The organism is Nocardia salmonicida NBRC 13393 (genome assembly GCF_001613085.1).
Lineage (GTDB): Bacteria > Actinomycetota > Actinomycetes > Mycobacteriales > Mycobacteriaceae > Nocardia > Nocardia salmonicida.
In genome coordinates this window covers 254431-273232 of sequence record NZ_BDBR01000008.1, presented here as the reverse complement: position 1 = coordinate 273232, position 18802 = coordinate 254431, and the positions used below count along the sequence as shown (strand labels likewise).

The 18802-nt window shown below is 68.6% G+C and carries 18 protein-coding genes and 1 pseudogene; 12 read left to right on the top strand and 7 right to left on the bottom strand.

Annotation, left to right across the window (positions count from 1 at the left end; all coding sequences use genetic code 11):
• Nucleotides 1-8: 8 nt before the first annotated feature.
• Complete coding sequence (locus NS1_RS09085; RefSeq protein ID WP_062983281.1) at nt 9-491, bottom strand: cation:proton antiporter regulatory subunit; 483 nt, start codon at nt 489-491, stop codon at nt 9-11.
• Between the two features lie 59 nt (nt 492-550).
• The gene (locus tag NS1_RS09080; protein ID WP_056810056.1) at nt 551-1030 is read right to left on the bottom strand and encodes a cation:proton antiporter regulatory subunit; all 480 of its coding nucleotides are present in this window, start codon (nt 1028-1030) and stop codon (nt 551-553) included.
• A 142-nt stretch (nt 1031-1172) separates the two neighbouring features.
• Here NS1_RS09080 and NS1_RS09075 point away from each other — a divergent pair, with 142 nt between their 5' ends.
• Both NS1_RS09075 and NS1_RS09070 read left to right on the top strand, forming a co-directional pair.
• Nucleotides 1173-2672 (top strand): SulP family inorganic anion transporter, encoded by a 1500-nt coding sequence (locus tag NS1_RS09075; RefSeq protein WP_062983279.1) that lies wholly within the window; start codon nt 1173-1175, stop codon nt 2670-2672.
• A 124-nt stretch (nt 2673-2796) separates the two neighbouring features.
• A complete protein-coding gene (locus NS1_RS09070; RefSeq protein WP_062983277.1) occupies nt 2797-3132 on the top strand; it encodes an STAS domain-containing protein in 336 nt (111 codons plus the stop codon).
• A 63-nt stretch (nt 3133-3195) separates the two neighbouring features.
• Here the strand turns inward: NS1_RS09070 and NS1_RS09065 are convergent, their stop codons facing one another.
• The gene (locus NS1_RS09065; RefSeq protein WP_062983275.1) at nt 3196-4233 is read right to left on the bottom strand and encodes an LLM class F420-dependent oxidoreductase; all 1038 of its coding nucleotides are present in this window, start codon (nt 4231-4233) and stop codon (nt 3196-3198) included.
• Nucleotides 4234-4382: 149 nt separating this feature from the next.
• Here NS1_RS09065 and NS1_RS09060 point away from each other — a divergent pair, with 149 nt between their 5' ends.
• Nucleotides 4383-5042: a cyclodeaminase/cyclohydrolase family protein gene (locus NS1_RS09060; protein WP_084503607.1), complete on the top strand. Its 660-nt coding sequence runs from the start codon at nt 4383-4385 to the stop codon at nt 5040-5042.
• Nucleotide 5043: 1 nt separating this feature from the next.
• Here the strand turns inward: NS1_RS09060 and NS1_RS09055 are convergent, their stop codons facing one another.
• Nucleotides 5044-5925: an NADP-dependent oxidoreductase gene (locus tag NS1_RS09055; RefSeq protein ID WP_255284467.1), complete on the bottom strand. Its 882-nt coding sequence runs from the start codon at nt 5923-5925 to the stop codon at nt 5044-5046.
• 78 nt (nt 5926-6003) lie between these two features.
• Between NS1_RS09055 and NS1_RS09050 the strand changes: the two genes are divergently transcribed.
• From NS1_RS09050 to NS1_RS09040, 3 genes and pseudogenes are all read left to right on the top strand, one after another.
• Nucleotides 6004-6444 (top strand): winged helix-turn-helix transcriptional regulator, encoded by a 441-nt coding sequence (locus NS1_RS09050; RefSeq protein WP_062983271.1) that lies wholly within the window; start codon nt 6004-6006, stop codon nt 6442-6444.
• A gap of 276 nt (nt 6445-6720) precedes the next feature.
• Nucleotides 6721-7092, top strand: a pseudogene (locus NS1_RS09045) (L,D-transpeptidase); the annotation flags it as partial.
• A gap of 111 nt (nt 7093-7203) precedes the next feature.
• Nucleotides 7204-8466, top strand: coding sequence for a DUF8176 domain-containing protein (locus tag NS1_RS09040; protein WP_062983269.1), 1263 nt, complete (start codon nt 7204-7206; stop codon nt 8464-8466).
• Between the two features lie 88 nt (nt 8467-8554).
• Here NS1_RS09040 and NS1_RS09035 read toward each other — a convergent pair whose 3' ends face one another.
• Nucleotides 8555-9406 carry a bifunctional 5,10-methylenetetrahydrofolate dehydrogenase/5,10-methenyltetrahydrofolate cyclohydrolase gene (locus NS1_RS09035; RefSeq protein ID WP_062983261.1) on the bottom strand — a complete coding sequence of 284 codons (852 nt, stop codon included), beginning with the start codon at nt 9404-9406 and terminating at the stop codon, nt 8555-8557.
• A 163-nt stretch (nt 9407-9569) separates the two neighbouring features.
• Between NS1_RS09035 and NS1_RS09030 the strand changes: the two genes are divergently transcribed.
• Nucleotides 9570-10442: a YdcF family protein gene (locus NS1_RS09030; protein WP_062983258.1), complete on the top strand. Its 873-nt coding sequence runs from the start codon at nt 9570-9572 to the stop codon at nt 10440-10442.
• Between the two features lie 64 nt (nt 10443-10506).
• The gene (locus NS1_RS09025; RefSeq protein ID WP_062983256.1) at nt 10507-11313 is read left to right on the top strand and encodes a putative protein N(5)-glutamine methyltransferase; all 807 of its coding nucleotides are present in this window, start codon (nt 10507-10509) and stop codon (nt 11311-11313) included.
• A gap of 93 nt (nt 11314-11406) precedes the next feature.
• Here the strand turns inward: NS1_RS09025 and NS1_RS09020 are convergent, their stop codons facing one another.
• Nucleotides 11407-12234: an SDR family NAD(P)-dependent oxidoreductase gene (locus tag NS1_RS09020; protein WP_062983255.1), complete on the bottom strand. Its 828-nt coding sequence runs from the start codon at nt 12232-12234 to the stop codon at nt 11407-11409.
• A gap of 30 nt (nt 12235-12264) precedes the next feature.
• The gene (locus NS1_RS09015; protein WP_056810091.1) at nt 12265-13839 is read right to left on the bottom strand and encodes a succinic semialdehyde dehydrogenase; all 1575 of its coding nucleotides are present in this window, start codon (nt 13837-13839) and stop codon (nt 12265-12267) included.
• 147 nt (nt 13840-13986) lie between these two features.
• Between NS1_RS09015 and NS1_RS09010 the strand changes: the two genes are divergently transcribed.
• The 4 genes from NS1_RS09010 to NS1_RS08995 all read left to right on the top strand — a co-directional run bounded on the left by NS1_RS09010 (nt 13987) and on the right by NS1_RS08995 (nt 18796).
• Complete coding sequence (locus NS1_RS09010) at nt 13987-14667, top strand: TetR/AcrR family transcriptional regulator (RefSeq protein ID WP_062983542.1); 681 nt, start codon at nt 13987-13989, stop codon at nt 14665-14667.
• Between the two features lie 91 nt (nt 14668-14758).
• Entirely contained in the window at nt 14759-15460 is a 702-nt protein-coding gene (locus NS1_RS09005; RefSeq protein ID WP_157125136.1) for a response regulator, read from the top strand.
• Nucleotides 15457-16494, top strand: a complete 1038-nt coding sequence (locus NS1_RS09000; protein WP_062983253.1) for a HAMP domain-containing sensor histidine kinase — start codon at nt 15457-15459, stop codon at nt 16492-16494. Before NS1_RS09005 ends, NS1_RS09000 begins: the two co-directional genes overlap by 4 nt.
• 73 nt (nt 16495-16567) lie before the next feature.
• Entirely contained in the window at nt 16568-18796 is a 2229-nt protein-coding gene (locus NS1_RS08995; protein WP_255284466.1) for a DUF4153 domain-containing protein, read from the top strand.
• Nucleotides 18797-18802: the final 6 nt, after the last annotated feature.

The window sequence follows — 18802 nt, the reverse complement described above, 5'->3', positions numbered from 1 at the left end:
CCACCGGCTCAGCCGTCGGTCAGGATCGAAGCGGCGGCGTCCAACCCGGCATTCGTGCCGACCACGACGACCATATCGCCACTGGCGAACACGAATTCCGGTCCCGGTGAGGCCAGGACCTGCCCCGCGCGCAGGACCGCCACGATCGAGGCGCGCGTCTTGGTCCGCAGCTCGGTATCGCCCAACCGCCGCGACGCGTACGGCGAATTCGGCGGAACCAACATCGATCGCGTGCTCACTCCGTCGAGTTCGCGATGTTCTTCGCGCAGCTGCGCGACCAACTGGGGTGCGCCGAGCAGGCTCGCCAGCGTGCGGGCCTCGACCGCGGACAGTGGAATCTGTACGGTCGAATCGGGGTCGCCGACCTTGGTGAAAATCAGGTCGGTACCACCGTCGCGGTGGTCGACGATGCCGATGCGGCGGTCCACCTTCGACAGTGAAAACTCTTTGCGGACACCGATTCCCGGCAGGGACGTCACTTCTACATTCATGGGATCACCTAACCTCAGCTAGGGATACCTTACCTGCCCTTTACTATCCGTATGGATTCTCAGCCCGCGCCGAGCAGCCTTCCGGCGGCGTCGAGGCCCTCGTCGGTGCCGATCACGACGACCAGGTCACCGGAGACGAAGGTGAAATCGGTCCCCGGTGAAGGAGTTACCTCACCCGCGCGCACCACCGCGACGACCGAGGCCTTGGTACGAGTGCGCATCTCGGTGTCACGCAGGGGGCGACCGTCGAAGGGGCTGCCGCGGTCGATCGCGAACTGCCTGGTCGACAGCTCGCCCGCGCTGTGGGTCTCCCGCGTCTTCTGCACCACCTGCGGCGCGCCGAGTAACCCGGCGAGCACGCCGATCTCGGTGTCCGACAGAGGAATCGACGTCGTCGAGTCGTAGTCACCGGCGCGCGAGACAACCAGGTCGACGGAGCCGTCACGATGCTCGATCACGCCGATCCGGCGACGCGCCTCCGCCAGCGGAAAGTCCTTGCATACGCCGATTCCCGGTAAAGGCGTCACATCGATGTTCACGCCCTCACAGTACGACGACATCGGAATAACACCAGCCCCTACCCTGCACACCCTCGTACACCAGCCACGTCCCCGACCTGACGCATAGTTAAGGTTAGCGATTGCCGGATCACCCGGCACCTGTCAGGGAACGGAGTTCGGGATGGCCGCGACGGCACCTCGATCACATCGAGACGACATCTCGGTGCTCGCGGCGCTACGCAGCCCGAGACGACTACGGACCGAAGTGCTGGGCGGACTGATCGTCGCGCTGGCCCTGATACCCGAGGCGATCTCGTTCTCGATCATCGCCGGGGTGGATCCGCGAGTGGGGCTGTTCGCCTCGTTCACCATGGCGGTGACGATCGCGTTCACCGGCGGCAGGCCCGCGATGATCTCGGCGGCGACGGGCGCGGTGGCGCTGGTGATCGCGCCGGTGGTGCGCGAGTACGGGATCGACTATCTGATCGCGACGGTGCTGCTGGCGGGGGTGTTCCAGATCGTGCTGAGCGTGGTCGGGGTGGCCAGGTTGATGCGCTTCATTCCGCGCAGCGTGATGGTCGGGTTCGTGAACGCGCTGGCCATCTCGGTCTTTCTCACCCAGCTCCCGTACCTGATCGGGGTGCCCTGGCTGGTGTATCCGATGCTGGCGGCGAGCCTGGCGATTCTGGTGTTGCTGCCCAAACTGACCACCGCGGTGCCGGCGCCGCTCGTCGCGATCGTGGCGCTCACCGCGGTGACGATGGCGTTGTCCCTGGATGTCCCGAATGTGGGTGACGAGGGCGCGCTGCCGAAGAGTCTGCCCTCGCCCGGGATACCGGACGTGCCGTGGAATCTGGACACACTGCGGATCATCGCGCCGTTCGCGCTCGCGATGGCGCTGGTCGGTCTGCTCGAATCGCTGATGACGGCCAAGCTCGTCGACGACATCACCGATTCGCATTCGGACAAGACCCGCGAGGGCTGGGGTCAGGGCGTGGCCAATCTCGTCACCGGGTTCTTCGGCGGGATGGGCGGGTGCGCGATGATCGGCCAGACCATGATCAACGTCAAGGTCTCCGGAGCGCGGACCCGGATCTCGACGTTCCTGGCCGGTGTCTTCCTGCTGGGGTTGGTCGTCGGACTCGGTGGACTGGTGGCGCAGATCCCGATGGCGGTGCTGGTCGCGGTGATGATCATGGTGTCGGTCGGGACCTTCGATTGGCATTCCATCGCACCGAAGACATTGCGGCGCATGCCCGTCGCGGAGACCACGGTGATGCTGGTGACCGTGCTCGTCACCGTCGTCACGCACAATCTGGCCTACGGCGTGATCGTCGGGGTGCTGGCCGCGATGGTGGCGTTCGCGCATCGGGTCGCGCACTTCACCGAGGTCGTGCCGGTGCCCACCGCCGACGACATCCGCGTCTACAAGGTGCGCGGCGAGCTGTTCTTCGCCTCCAGCAACGATCTCGTCTACCAGTTCGACTACGTCGACGATCCGGCGAACATCGTGATCGACCTGTCCGAGAGCCACATCTGGGACGCCTCCACCGTCGCCGCGCTCGATGCCATCACCACCAAGTACGCGAACAAGGGCAAGCAGGTGGAGATCATCGGGCTCAACGCCGCGTCCGAAGCTCGCCATGTTCGCCTGTCCGGCCTCGGCGGCGGCGAGGCCTGAGAACCCGATGCCGACCAGGGCGATCTAGCGGCGAGCACCCCTGCGGCTTGCGTATTCGGGCGAAGTTGTGTGTTGTTGAACAGTGACCAACTCTTCCGGAGACGCGTATCCACTCACGGACACGATGACCACCACGACGGCGGTACACGACGGCGTCACGGTGCTGACGGTGACCGGCGAGGTCGACCTGGCGACCGCACCTGCCCTCGACGCCACCATCGAGGCCATCCTGGCCGATAAACCGGCGGCGCTGGTGATCGACCTGACCGCGGTCGGGTTCCTGGCGTCGGCAGGCATGGCGACGCTGGTCGCCGCGCATCAGCGGGCAGGCGAGACCACCTCGATCGCGGTCGTGGCCGACGGACCTGCCACCAGTCGTCAGCTGAAGATGACGAGCCTGGACCAGGTGTTCGCCATGCACACCACCCTGGACGCCGCGTTGGCGTCGTTCACGTCCTGACACAACACAACGCGCCGCCGCCCGGGAATGTCCGGACGGCGGCGCGTTTGTCGTCGGTGGGTGTCAGCAGAGCGAGCGCAGCTGCTCGATCAGCTTCACCCGTCCTGCCGCGTTCTCGGCGATCGGCGTGACGTTGAGCGTGGTGACGCCCGCCTCGGCCATCGCCGCGATGCGCTCCTTCACGAAGCTCTCCGGACCGATCAGCGACACGTCGCGCACCAGCTCGTCGGGCACAGCCTGGGTGGCGGCCTGCTTGTCGCCTGCCAGGTACAGCTCCTGGATGCGGTCGGCGGCTTCGCCGTAGCCGTACTTGGTGGCGAGGGTGTGATAGAAGTTCTTGCCCTTGGCGCCCATGCCGCCGATGTAGAGCGCCAGGTGCGGCTTCACGAACTCGAGCAGCCCGGTGACGTTCTCACCGATCGCCAGTGCGGGACCGGCGAAGATGTCGAGCTCGCCCAGCGCCGGATCACGCTTGGTCTTGCCCGCGGCGAGCGCGTCGCCCCATACGTCGTTCGCCTTCTCCGGCAGGAAGAAGATCGGCTGCCAGCCGTTGGCGACCTCGGCGGCCAGCTCCACGTTCTTCGGGCCGAGCGCGGCCAGCAGCACCGGAATGTCCGCGCGCACCGGGTGATTGATCAGCTTGAGCTCTTTGCCGAGGCCGGTGCCACGCTCGGCGGGCAGCGGAATCTGGTAGTACTTGCCCTGGTAGTTGAGCTTCTCGCGGCGCCACACCGTGCGGCAGATTTCGAGCAGTTCGCGGGTGCGGCCGATCGGGGCGTCGTAGGGAACGCCGTGGAAGCCCTCGATGACCTGCGGGCCCGAGGCGCCGATGCCGAGGATGAACCGGCCGTCGGAGACGTAGTCCAGGCCCGCCGCGGTCATCGCGGTGAGGCTGGGGGTCCGGGTGTAGAGCTGCAGGATGCCCGAGGCCAGCTGCACTCGCTCGGTGCGGGCGGCCAGGAAGCCCAGCGCGCTCACCGCGTCGAACGAGTACGCCTCCGGCACGAAGACGATGTCGAGGCCGGCGCGTTCCAGGTCGGCGACCTCGGCCGCCGTTTCCTTGAAACCGTCCGTGTAGTTGATGCTCAATCCGATCCGCATGCACCCAACATAGCCCCGGACGACGCGCCGACCCCGACCGGTCGGTCTGTCGGCGCAGGTGCTGGTCGAGCGGGGTGCGTGGGCGGGCACGCGGTAGCGTTGGGAGAAGATTCCACGCAATTCTCGCCGCATCGAAAGGCCACCCCGTCGTGTCGCAGCCCACCGTGTCGCCGCAGCAGATCGCCCCCTCCTTCGGTTCGGTGACCTTGGAGCACTACCTGTCGGAGCTGGCCGCGAAGGTTCCCGCCCCCGGTGGCGGGGCCGTGGCCGCGCTGCATGCCGCGCAGGCCGCCGCGCTGGTGGCGATGGTGGCGCGCTACACGACTCGGGCCAAGGACGCGGACAACCGGCCGGTGATCGACCAGATCATCGTGGCCGCCGATGCCGCGGTGGCCAGGTCGCTCGCCCTCGCCGATGCCGACGCGGCCGCGTTCACCGCCGTCGGCGCCGCCTACAAACTGCCGAAGGACACCGACGCCGAGATCGGCGCCCGCACCGCGGCGATCAACGCCGCCCTCGTCGAAGCCGCGCGCGTACCCGCCGCCGTGGTCGACGAGGCCGACGAGATCCTCTCCCTGGCGGCCGAACTGCTGCCGATCGGCAATCCGAACGTGGTCACCGACATCGGTGCCGCCGCCGACGCCGCCCGCGCCGCGGCGATGAGCTCGCAGCTCAATATCGAGATCAACGTCGGGTCCCTGCCCGCCGACCTCGGCGACCCGTTCGCCGCTGCACTGCTGCACGTCGAGACCATCGCGGCCCGCGCCGACGCCCTGCACGGCGACGTGCTGCACGCCGTACGCGGCTGAGTCAGCGGTCCGCGGTGAGCACGATCTTGCCGCGGACCCGGCCGGATTCGCTGCGCCGATGCGCGGCGGCGAGTTCGGTGATCGGCAGGATCTCAGCGATGTCGACGGTCAGCTCGCCGCGGTCGACCGCCGCCGCGAGCTCGTCGAGCGCGGCGGTCGTCGGTTCGACATAGAGCCGATGCACTCGCGAATCGGGATGTGTCGGCGGACCTTCGGCGGCCACCACCCGGCCGGTATCGCTCAGCACGGTCAACGACCGATCCGTGTAGTCGCCGCCGATCAGATCCAGCACCAGGTCGACCTCGCGCACCGCGGTGGTGAAATCGGTGGTCGGGTAATCGATCGGTTCGGTGACGCCGAGTCCACGGAGATAGGCATGGTTGCCGCTGCGCGCGGTGGCCGCGATCCACGTGCCGCGCCGGGCGGCGATCTGTACTGCCAGATGCCCGACCCCACCGGCGGCCGCGTGCACGAGAACCCGCTCCCCCGACCGCACCGAGGCCAGTGCCTGCCAGGCGGTGACCCCGGCCACCGGAAGCGCGGCCGCGTGGACCGGGTCGATCGAGACGGGGACGCGCGCCAGCCGACTCTCCTGCGCCAGCACGTATTCCGCGTTGGCGCCGCCGAACACCATGCCGTACACCGCTTCTCCCGGCGCGAACAGCGTCGCGCCGTCGCCCACCGCCGCGACCACTCCGGACACATCGAGTCCGAGCACGAGCGGCGGCTCACCCAGGCTCCGGATCAGGCCGCTTCGCACCTTCCAGTCCGCGGCGTTGACGCTGGTCGCCACGACCCGCACCAACACCTCCCCCGGACCCGGCGTCGGGCGCGGCGCCTGCACGCGCTCGAAGACGTCGGGTCCGCCGAATGATCTCTGCACGATCTGCCACATACCGTCGAGTCTGCTCCGACCGGTGTCCCAGCGGAAGTAGGCACCTTTCGGATACCGTGGTACCTCATGGATACCGTCGGTGAGCAGAGTTCGGTCGAGGCGTTCCTTCGTGACTGCCCCGCGCGGCAATTGCTGTCGGTACTCGCCGACAAATGGGTCCTGCTGGTGCTCGGCAGCCTACGTGAGGCGGGCGGGCCGGTGCGTTTCAACGAACTGCGCAGACGCCTGGACGGCATCACCCAGAAGGTGCTCACCCGCACACTGCGCGACCTGGAACGTGACGGCCTGGTCCGACGCGAGGTGTTCCCCACCATGCCGCCCCGAGTGGAATACGGCATCACCGCGCTCGGGGCCGATCTGGGGCGGATCAGCCAGGCGATGGGCGCCTGGGTGGTCGAACACCACACAGAGATCACCGCCGCCAGAGCCCAATTCGATGCCGCGCGCAGCGCCGAACCGGCCCCGGTACCGCAACCGGGGCGCTCGGCACCACCGATCTCGAAGTGAGAACGTTTTATCGGGGCCCCGACCTGCACGAACGCAAGACGACACACCGATGGACCCGACGGCCGTTACCACTTCGATAGGTCGAGTTGATCATGGCGGCCTAGACTTGGAATCCGCCTACGAGTGAGTGAAGGGGTGGCGTTTATGAGGAGCGCATTTCGTTTCCTGTTCGTCGCGATCATGGCGGCAGTATTAGCCGCGTCCTGGTCGGGAGCCGCGTCCGCGGACCTGATCGGAGGCCAGCGCACCCAGTACGGCGGTGGCACGTACGCAGAGGCGAATCTCTCGACGCACACCTTCACCGTCAGCCAGGGTGGACAGGTTGTGCGGGTGATGCCCGCGTCGATGGGCAAGCCCGGTTTCGAGACGCCCACCGGCACCTTCAGCGTGCTCGAGAAGGATCGGGCGGTGGTGTTCGACTCGCGCACGATCGGCATTCCGCTCGACGACCCGGAGGGCTACATCGTCGACGGTGAGTACGCCGTTCGCCTCACCTGGGGTGGCGTGATGGTGCACTCGGCGCCGTGGTCGGTGGACTCGCAGGGCAACGCCAATGTGAGCCACGGCTGCATCAACCTCGCACCCGACGACGCCGCCTGGTACTTCGAGAATGTCGGCATCGGCGACGAGGTCTATATCCACTGGTAAACATTTTCCCTCGTGGCATTCGGCGAACGCGCCGTCAGGGCAGTATCGTGCCCGTAACGAAATCGTTGCGGGACATACCCTGACGGCGACGAGCCTGATGAAGGTGGGGCGATGGATCGACCGGATGCGCACAGACCGATCGGGGCTCGACAGCACGACCCGGGATCGGCAGGTGCTCCGCTCGCTGCTGTCACCCCGATTCGGCGCTCACGCGACCTCGGCGCGCCACGGCCTCGTCGGCTGAGCGAGCAGCCGACGAGCGGTGCACGTCATCGCATCGAAGGTGGACCCACGACACCGGCCGGTATTCCGGTCATCTCGGCCGCCGCCATTCGAGAGGCCGAGACCAGCGGGGTCGTTCCGGCGGACGCTACCGTCACCGATCGGCTGCCCGTTGTCGGCGGAAAATTCGATCCCGGTGCGCGTCACCGTCTCCCGGACACCCCGTTCTCGATGAGCGACAACGGACCCGACACCGATCAACTGCCGATCATCACCTCGCCGACCCCGGGGTGGGCGACCCTCGAACATCCCACACCCAGCTACGGCGCTGCGGTGACGCAGCATTCGCGTTCCACACCCGAGGACCGCGGTGCGGACACCTTTCCGCCGCGACCGGCGTCCGATTACCGCGGTGCGGACACCTTCCCACCGCGCCCGGCCTCCCCTTACCGTGGCACGGACACCTTCCCACCACGCCCCGCACCCGATTACCCCGACACGGACGCCTTTTCGGCACACGCCCCTTCCGAGGACCACGGTGGCGAGGATGAGCCTTCGCGTACCGCACCCGACTACAACGGTGACGACGAAGTCTTCGCGCGGATGATCGATCGCTCCAAGCGACGGCGCGTGCCCCGATGGGTCGCACCGCTGGTGGCCTCGGTGGCAGGCGCCGTCCTTCTCGGCGGCACCTACGTCCAACTACGCGGGCCCGCACCGGCATCCACGGCGGCGAGCACTCCCCTGGCCCCGAGTTCGGTGAGCCCGGTGACGGCCGAGTGCCCCACCGAACAGATCGGCGCCATGTCCCGGGGCAACGGCGCGGGCGGCACCGAGTCCGGCATCGCGGCGATCCTGGCCTTCCAATACGCCTATTACGTGGCACGGTCCGGTGATCAGGCGCGGACTCTCGTGGCTTCCGATGCCGTCGCGCCCTCCGCGGCTGCCATCCAGGCCGGGATCGACTCGACCCCGGTGGGCACCACGCACTGCGTGGAGATCACCCCGGGCGCCTTCGCCGATCAATACCTCGTCAAGATCACCGCGTTCCGACCGGATTCGGCGCCGAGCACCTACACACCACAGCTGGTGGGGACCGCCGAGATCGGCAACAAAACGTTGATCACCTCGTTCGGAGCGGCACCGCGCTAGACCCGGACGAGGGCCCGCCTCACGACGCGGCCACGGCAGCCGAACCGTCAGCGGTGGGGCGGTACCACAGCCCTCTCGTGAAAAGTGTTCAGGCGCGGGCTTTTTCGGCGGCGACGACCACATGGCGCATGAGCAGCGCGGTGGTCACCGGGCCGACACCACCGGGAACGGGGCTCAGCGCCGCCGCCTTGCCGATGACCGACGCCGCGTCGACATCGCCCACGATGCCGCCGTCTTCGGCTTCGTTGGTGCCCACGTCGATCACCACCGCACCCTCGCCGATGTGCTTGCCGGTGACCAGGCCGATCCGGCCCGCCGCGGCGACCACGATGTCCGCGGGGGTGGTGACCGCGGTCAGGTCGGCGGTGCGTGAGTGCGCGACCGTGACGGTCGCGTTCTCGGCGAGCAGCAGCTGAGCCAGCGGCTTGCCGACGATATTGGAGCGACCGACCACGGTGACGAGACGCCCCTGCAGCGCGATGCCGTGATGCTTCAGCAGCTCGACGACGGCTTCGGAGGTGGCGGGAACGAAACCGTCGAGGCCGGAGGCGAGCAGGCCGAGCGACAGCGGGCTGACGCCGTCGACGTCCTTGGTCGCGGCGATCGCGGAACTCACGTCGTCGAGGTTCACGCCGGCCGGCAGCGGGGTCTGCAGCATGATCGCGTCGGTGGCCGGGTCGGCGCTGCGCGCGCTCAGTTCGGCGCGAATCGTCTCGGCGCTCGCGTCGGCGCCGAGATCGATGCGCTCGCAGGCGATTCCGAGTCGTTCGGCGGCCTTGCGCAGGGAGTTCACATACCAGGCGCTCGCCGGGTCGTCATTGGCGACGATCAGCGCCAGCGTCGGCGCGGTGCCGGCGGCGGTGAGCGCGGCCGCGCGCTCCTTCGAGTCGGCGTTGATGGCGGCGGCGAGTTCCTTGCCGGTCAGCGAAGCGGTATCCACGGTGAGTCACCTTATCCGCCGCCGGGCCGACGGCCTGCCGCCGGGCCGCGACGCGCGCAAGCTGGTCGAGATCCACCGGGCGCCGGACGGACGGCCGTAGGGTGTCGGCAGCTCTGCTCTGCCAGCACGTACCGAACCGTTCGCGGGAAGGGTTGCGACTGACTTGAAGATCTCGAGGAACTGGAAACAACTGGCCGCCGCTGTCCTGGCGACCGCCGCATTGACGGGCGTCACGGTGGGCCCAGCCGCCGCGGAAGCCGATGTGACAGCGCTCTACAACTCGGCGCAACGGCATTTCACCGACGGTGACGACGCCGCCGGACGTGCCGACCTCCGCGCCCTCATCGCCGCCGATCCCCATGATGCCGACGCGCTCGCCCTCCAGGCGATCTGGTCGCACTACGCGGGCGATCCGGCCGCGGTCGGTGACGCACTGACCAGGCTCGGCGGAATCGACGCGGGCATGGCGGCGCGCACCAACCACGTGCTGCACGCGGTGACCGCTGCCGCCGCCACCCTGCCCAACCCGCTGCCCGCGCTGGTCGGTCCGCAGACCGGCATCGTGGTCCTGGGCTACGGCCTGCTGCCCGACGGCGCGCTGCGACCGGAGCTGGAGAACCGGCTCACCGCGGCGTGGATGCAGGCGATCGCCGCGCCGTTCTCCCCGGTGATCGTGACCGGCGGCAATCCGCAGAACGGCATCTCCGAGGCCGAGGCGATGCGGCGCTGGCTGACCGCGCGCGGGCTGCCCGGCGATCGGATCCATGTGGAGGATCGGGCCGGGTCGACGGTGCAGAACGCGCTGTTCAGTACCCGGCTGTTGCGTGATCTCGGAGCGACCAGCGCGGTGGTGGTGACCTCCCCGAACCACATTCGCCGCGCGGTCGCCGACTTCATCGTGGCGGGAACGCAGGTGGTCGGGGCGATGACCTCGCTCGAACAGCTGGTTTCCCAGTTGCCCCCGCCCGCGCGCAGCGCCCAGCGCGGGATCTACCTCGACGCGACCCGCACCTTCGAACTGGACACTTCGCGCTGAGCCGTTGCGTCGCGACCACCGCCTGCGGTGAAAATTCGTTTGCCAGGTCAGGAACAATCGGCGCATGAGCGGTTCCGGTTTTCCCGAGGTGGTCGTGACGTTGCGGCGTGCGGGATGCGTGTTCGCCGAGGACGAGGCCACGCTGTTGATCGAGGCGGCGGCAGGCGATCCTCGGCGACTGGACGCGTTGGTGGGACAACGGGTCTCGGGGACTCCGCTCGAATATCTGCTCGGCTGGGTGGAATTCCGGGGACTGCGGGTCGGCGTGCGACCGGGGGTCTTCGTGCCGCGTCAGCGCACCGCGTTCCTGGTGGAGCAGGCGGTCGACGGTGTCGCGCCCGGCACGAAGCGAGCCTGTGTGGTCGACCTGTGTTGTGGCTGTGGGGCGCTCGGGCTGAGCGCGGCGACCGAGCTCACGGCGCGGGGCTGCGACGTCGAGCTCGTCGCCGCTGATATCGACCCCGTGGCCGTCGCCTGCGCCCGCGAGAATCTCGCGCCGATGAGCGCACCGGTGTTCGGCGGCGATCTGTTCGACGCGCTGCCGGGTGACCTGCGCGGGCGCATCGACATCCTGCTCGCGAACACACCGTATGTGCCCAGTGCCCGGGTCGCGGACCTGCCGCCGGAGGCACGCGAGCACGAGCCGCTGGCCGCGCTCGACGGTGGCGAGGACGGGCTCGACGTATTCCGGCGGGTCGCCGAGGGCGCGGCCGCATGGCTGGCGCCGGGCGGCACCGTGCTGGTGGAAACCGGTGCGGGACAGGTCGATATCGCGTGCTCGGTGCTCACCGCGCACGGTCTCGTGCCCCACGTGTCGGAGTCCGAGGAGTATTACGCCACCGTGGTCATCGGTACCCGGGATCCTCGCTGATCACGACCCCACCACCGCCGCCCGACAAACGACGATGCCCCCGTCGAACGATCGCCTTCGCGACCGGTCGACGGGGGCACCCGCACCGAATGCCTACTTGCGCCCGGTGAACTGATCCATCGAGTGGTACACGCCCACCGCGTTCAGGTAGAAGTCGCGAATCTTGATCGGCAGCAGACCGGTCAGTGCCCGGTTCATCCTCGAGGTCCACGGGAGCACCACCAGGGCGCCGCCCTTCTTCATCTCCGACCACGAGGTGTCGACGACCTCGTGCTGCTCGAGCATCGGCGTGAACAGAATGCCCTTCGCGCCGTCGAACATGCCGGTGTTGATGTAGGTCGGACAGACCGTGGTGACCTTCACGTGGTCGTGGCCCGCCTGCTCGAGCTCGAGACGCACCGAATCCGACCAACCCAGCGCCGCCCACTTCGACCCCGCGTAGACGGCCATGCGCGGGTTGGCGACCAGACCGGCCGACGACGCGATATTGAGCACGCGCGCCTGGCCCGCACCGGCGACCATGCCGGCCAGGAACTCCAGGGTGACGTACATCGGGGCCAACGAGTTGATCGCCATCGTCTTGTCGATGTCGGCGCGGTTCTCGGTTTCCCAGAAGTAGGTGTTGCCACGCACGATGCCCGCGTTGTTGACGAGGATGTCGATGCCGCCGACTTCCTTGCGCACCGCCTCGCCCGCCTCGCGGATCGAGTCCGGCGAGGACACATCCACCACATAGTGGTGCACCTTGCCGCCCGCGGCGGTCAGCTGCGCCGCCGTCTCGCGCAGCGCCAGCTCATTGATATCCCACAGCACGACCGCGTCGGCGCCTTCGGCAACGGCCTTCTCGGCGAACAACTTCCCGAGCCCCATCGCCGCGCCGGTGATGAGAACCCGCTTGCCTGCGACCGTTTCCAACTTCATCTCTCGCTACCTACCCCTGCTCGTGTTCGGCTACTTCTGGCGCAGTGTCTTCATGACACCGAAAACCACCGTCATCGTCTTGGCCCACATCTGCTCGGACATGCCGGGCAGCGGCGCGATCGGCAGCAGCCGCTGGACCGCGATGGTCTGGGTGTCGATGTACTTCAGCAGGCCTTCCGGACCGTGGCGACGCCCCTGACCGGAGATGCCGAGACCACCCGAGGGCGCGTCGACGCTGCCCCAGGCGGCGCTGAAGCCCTCGTTCACGTTCACCGAACCGGCGTTGATCCGGGCGGCGACTTCCTTGCCACGGTTCACGTCCCGGCTCCACACGCTGGCGTTGAGGCCGTAGGCGGTGTCGTTGGCTGCCTCGACGGCGGCCTCGTCGGAGTCGACCTTGTACACCGAGACGACCGGGCCGAAGGTCTCCTCGCGGAAGACCGTCATGCCGGGCGCCACGTCCGCGAGGACGGTGGGCTCGTAGAAGTACGGACCGAGATCCGGGCGGGCACGGCCACCGGCGAGCACCTTGGCGCCCTTGGCGACCGCGTCGTCCACGTGGCCGCTGACGGTGTCGAGCTGACGCTGGAAGGTCAGCGAACCCATGTCCCGGCTGTAGTCGAGTTCGCCGCCGAGCGACATGTTCTTGACGTTGCCGACGAATTCCGCCACGAACTGGTCGTAGACCGAGGCGTCGACGTAGATGCGTTCCATCGACTCGCAGAGCTGACCGGCCGACGAGAAGCACGCGCGCACAGCCAGTTTCGCCGCCTTGGAGACATCGGCGTCGGCCAGCACGAGCAGCGGGTTCTTGCCGCCGAGTTCGAGGGAGTAGCCGATCAGGCGTTCACCGGCCTGCTGGGCGATGGTCCGGCCGGTCGCGCTGGAACCGGTGTAGTCGACGTAGTCGGCGCGCGCGATCACGTCGCCGCCGATCTCGCGGCCACGGCCGAGCACCGCCTGCCACAGACCGCGCGGCAGCCCGGCCCGCTCGGCGGCGTCGATGGCCCACAGTGCGGTGAGCGCGGTCTGGTTGTCGGGGCGCGCGATGACCGCGTTGCCCGCGAGCAGGGCGGGCAGCGCGTCGGAGGCCGCCAGCGCGAGGGGGTAGTTCCACGGCGAGATGACCGCGACGACGCCCTTGGGCCGGTTGTGCACCTCGACCGAGGTGAGCACCGGCAGCACGCCGCGCGGCTTGCGCTCGGCGAGCAGTTTGGGGGCGACCGTGGCGTAGTAGCGCGCGTTCAGCGCCACGTCGGCGATCTCGTCGAAGGCGTGCGGACGGGACTTGCCGGTCTCGGTCTGCACGATGTCGAGGATCGTGTCCTGCTCGGCGAGCACGATGTCGTGGAAGCGGCGCACGATCTCGGCGCGCTGCTTGACGCCCACCTTGGCCCAGTCGCGCTGCGCGTGCCTGGCGACGGCGAAGGCGCGCTCGATATCGGCGACCGAGGACTGCGGCAGGTCGCCGATCTTGTGGCCGGTAGCCGGGGCGAAGACCGGAACCGACGGGGCGCCGCCGGCGACTCCGCGTTCGAACAGGGGCTTGACCAGCGCGGTGGGCAGCGCGGTGGGTTCGGCGGTCAGCTCTGGGGCTGTCGTCATTGTCGGCCCTTCTCCTCAACAGATGGATCGCGCGGAACAGGTCGCGCACGTTCAGGTTATTTACTGAACACTAGTGTTAGATTAATGCCAGCGCCAGGGTTCGTGTCAAGCTTTCAAGGTGTGTTCACCAGCGGTGAGGGAGGTGCGATGACCGAGGAATCGACGGCGGTACGTCGCGGGCGCCCGCCGCAGACCCAGGAGCAGGCCGAGGAAGTGCGCGCCAGGATCGTCGAGGCGACCGCCGCGGTGTTCGCGCGCACCGGCTCGCGCGGGTTGAGCGTGGCCCAGATCATCGAAGAGGCCGGGCTGGCCAGACCCACTTTCTACCGCTATTTCGGCAACGTGTCCGAGCCGCTGCACGCGGTGCTCGACGCGTCCAACGACGGCCTCGTCGGCGGCATCCGCGAGGCACTCGCCGGAACCGACGAACCGGTTCAGCTGGGCATCCGGCTCATCGACGCGTATGTGGACTGGGCCCGTGGGCACGGCCCGATGCTGCGCCCCTTGTTCGCCGAGCTGCACGATCCCGCTTCGGTCGTCTCGGGCTACCGCGAACGCGCGCTCGACGATATCCGCGATCTGGTGCGCAAGACCTTCGGCGACCTCGGCCGCCCGGTGCCCGCACCGCTCGATCTGGACGCGGCGCTGCACGTGTGTGAATACATCGTCTACCGGCTCACCGCGGGCAGCGAGCCGGGCAGCGATCCCGATCCGGCGCTGGCGTCCGAGGCCAGGGTGACCATGATCCGTGTCCTGCTGGTCACCCTCGGCACCCGCGACGATCTCGCCTACGCGATGGAACTGCCCGGTCTCTTCCCGGATCCGTAGCGCCTCGGGTTCCGCGGCAGCGGGTGCACTCCACACAGAATCTCCACATTTGGCGACGCAACCCTCCACACCCGCTCGCTAGGGTCGCACCATGGAGAACAGTGGGGGCGGGACAGGACAGGCGGTACGCCGGATCCTGGTGGTCGATGACGAGGTGACGATCGCCGAGTCCGTGGCTGCCAGGTTGCGGGCCGAAGGGTTCACCGTCGACCTGGCACACGACGGGCCCGCCGCGGTGGCGGCGGCCCTCGCGGGGGAACCGGATCTGGTGGTCCTCGACGTGATGTTGCCGGGGTTCGACGGGCTGGAGGTGTGCCGTCGGATTCAAGCCGAGCGCCCTGTGCCCGTCCTCATGCTCACCGCGCGCACCGACGAGACCGACCAGCTCATCGGGCTCGGAGTCGGCGCCGACGACTATCTCACCAAGCCGTTCTCGATGCGGGTACTCGCCGCCCGCGTGCACGCGCTGTTGCGGCGCGTGGACCGCGCCGCCGAGCGTGGCGACCACAGCATCGTCGTCGGCGATCTGCGCATAGATCTCGCCGAGCGCCGGGTGTGGCGCGGCGACACCGAGGCACGGCTCACCCCACTGGAATTCGACCTGTTGACGCGACTCGCGCAACGTCCGCGAGCAGTACTCGCCAGGGAACGGCTGCTCGAAGACATCTGGGACTGGTCCGACGCGGCGGGCACCCGGGCGGTGGATTCGCATGTGAAAGCGTTGCGACGCAAGCTCGGCGCCGATCTCATCCGGACCGTGCACGGTGTCGGGTATGCCCTGGACGCCCGATGACGGCGCCGGAACGCACCGCCGCGTTGATGGACCGGATCGCCGACGTGCTGCCGCGGCCACTGGACCGACTGCGATCGATCAAACTCAAACTGGCCGTGTTGATGTTGTGTTCGGGCGGTGTGGCATTCGGGTACTTCCGGCTGAAGATCGGCTGGCTGCCGCCGCGCACCACCGTGGCCGCGATCGGGATCGCGCTGCTCACCTCACAGTTCCTCGCGCACGGGATCACCCGCCCGCTGCGCGAGATGACCTCGGCCGCTCGGCGGATGGCTCAGGGCGACTACAGCTTTCGTGTGCGGGCAACCTCGCAGGACGAAGTGGGTCAGCTGGCGACGGCGTTCAACCAGATGGCCGCCGACCTGGCCGCCGCCGACCGGCAACGTCGTGACCTCATCGCCAATGTGTCCCATGAGCTGCGCACCCCGGTGACCGCACTGCACGCCGTCCTGGAGAACTTGGTCGACGGGGTGAGCGAACCCGAACCGGCGACGCTGCGCACCGCGCTGGCCCAGACCGAACGCCTCGGTCTACTCGTCTCCGAACTCCTCGACCTGTCCAGCATCGAGGCGGGGGCGTTCACGCTGGATCGCGAAATCCTGCCGCTGACACCACTGTTGGCGGAGGTGATCGCCGAAGCCGAGGTGATGACCGCCGCGCTCGGCCGCGGCGTCCGGTTCACCACCTCGATCGAACCCGCCTGCGCGACCGTGTTCGCCGACCGGGCGCGCCTGCACCAGGTGCTGTTCAACCTGCTCGACAACGCGGCCAGGCACGGTCCGTCCGGCGGTGAGGTCCGCGTCTCGGCGTCGACCGGACCCGAGGGGACCGTCCTCGAGATCCAGGACGACGGCCCCGGCATTCCGGAAGCCGAGCGCGCCACCGTCTTCGACCGTTTCACCCGTGGCGGGCGCACCGACGGCGGCGGCACCGGCCTCGGCCTGGCCATCGCCCGCTGGGTGATCGACCTGCACGGCGGCTCCATCGCCGTCGCCGACCCCGGCTCGCGCATGCGCGTCGTCCTCCCCACGGACTGACCCCTACATCCACATCACCCTCCCGGCACCTCGGTGCCGGGACGAATCCGCACACCTCCAGGAGGGGAAATCCATGTCCGACAAGCCGATAGCCGAGGGACCGATCCCGGCCGACAGCCGAAATGCCGCTACACAGGCCGTTGCCGGTGAGCACGGCACCGAGACGACCGCGACTGCTTCGCCCCCCGACGCTGTCGCCAGCAATGCCGTGACAGTAACCGGCACAACGGGATCCAGGAAGTCGGCAGACGCCCCAGCGAACAAGCCGATCGTGCCCGACTCCGGTGTTTCATCCGAGGCAGGGAGCGATCCGCAGGTGGATGGCGGTGCGACAAGCCCCGGTACCCAGTCGACAGCTGTGCTCACCAAGACCACGGCACCGGAGCCGGACGCAGCATCGCCTGCGACACAGAGCCCCGCCGACTCGGTGCCGTTCGCGACCCTGCTCGCCGCGAGTCGCACCACCGTTCATCCCGGGCCCGACGCCGCACGAGCCGCCGCTTGGCCGACGATGTCGCCAACCGTCATGCCACCGCCCATTCCGCCTGTCCCCCCACGCTGGCAGCGCGTAGCGCGCCCACCCGGCGTCCTCCCCGCCGCGGCCATCGCCGGAATCGTCGGCGCCACCGTGATCCCGCTCGACCGTCCCGGCATCGGCTGGCTGATCACGGGTGTCGCCATCACCGGAGCCCTCTGCGCGGTCGACTATCGCGCCCGGTCGCGCGGAACGCCGGAGGAGAGCGCATCGGATTCGGCTCCGACTGCCGGAGGACCACCTGCGACCGCTCCGCGTGCGGCGGTGCCGACCACGGGCCAAGTTCCTGGCGCGAAACCTGCTGAGCCACTGACACCTTCAGCATCTGACGGTCTCGCAGCGCCGAACACCGAGGGAGCGGCAGTCACTGAAGAGACCGCATCGGGCCGCACCGCGGAGACGGGCACGGGCGACAACACCGCGCCCGCGAACGCCGCGACGAGCGACGGACGCACGCCCACCGATCGATCGGCCGATCCCACGAGCGACCGACCCACGGTTGGCGAGGCCGACGACGGCGTGAAGTCCGCGAAAAACGAGGTCGCTTCCCACTCCGTTTCGATCGGTGATCGGGCTTGGTGGGCGACGGCGGCGATTGTGCTGCTCGGTGTGGGGACGGTCCGGGCGGCGGGATGGCTGTTCGTACTGTGTGTGATCGCGGCGTGTGTCGCCGGGTCGTTGGCGGTGTTGGGACGACGCAGTGTGCGCGGCATCGTGCACGACATGTTCGCGGTGCCGTTGGCGTCGTTCGGCGCTGTGCCGTGGGCGTTCTCGGGGTTGCGGGAGTCGCGGTCGACGGGGACCTCCACTGTCCGTCGGTACGGGGTGTCGGTAGCCGCGACCGCGGCGTTGCTGGTGGTGTTCGTGCCCCTGCTCGGCGGGGCGGACGCGACCTTCGCGAAGCTGTTGAACGGGGTCGTTCCGACCGTGGACGCTCCGGCGGCGTGGCAGTGGATCCTCCTGTTCGCGGTCGTCATGGTGGGCGTGCTGGCGGCGCTGTATCTGCTGGCGGGGCCGCCTGCGCACGCGGCGGATTCGGTGCGGCCGGTGCGGCTGTGGTCGCGCAGTGAGTGGATGCTGCCCGTCGGGGCGTTGACCGTGCTGTTCGCGGTGTTCGTCGGCGCGCAGTTCGTCGCGCTGTTCGGCGGCGACGACTACGTGCAGCGCACCGCGGGTCTGACCTACGCCGAGTACGCGCGCAGCGGTTTCTGGCAGTTGTCAGCGGTGAGCATTCTGACGCTGGCCGTGATTCTGGCCGTCTTGCACTGGTCGGTGCAGGAAACCGCCGCCGACCGCCGGTCGCTGCGCATCCTGCTGAGCGCGGTGAGCGTGCTGGCGCTGGTGATCGTGTGCTCCGCGCTCGGCCGGATGTGGACCTATCAGCAGGCCTACGGGTTCACTGTGCTGCGACTGCTGGTGACCACGTGCGAGCTCTGGGTCGGCCTCGTCTACGTCCTCGTGTTGATCGCCATCGCGCGACTGCGCTGGAGCTGGGTGCCGCGCGCCGCGATCGGCACCGCACTCGGCACCCTCATCGCCTTGGCGCTGCTGAACCCGGAACACCTTGTCGCCGAACGCAATATCGACCGTTGGCAGACCAGCGGCCGCTTGGACGCGGACTACCTGAGCAACCTCTCCCCCGATATCCTCCCCGCCCTCGACCCGCTGCCCGACAACCTCCGCACCCGGATCGAAACCCCCGTCCTCGACGACCTCGACGACGACCAGTGGTGGTCCTGGAACTGGTCGCGCAGCTCAGCTCGCTGACGCATC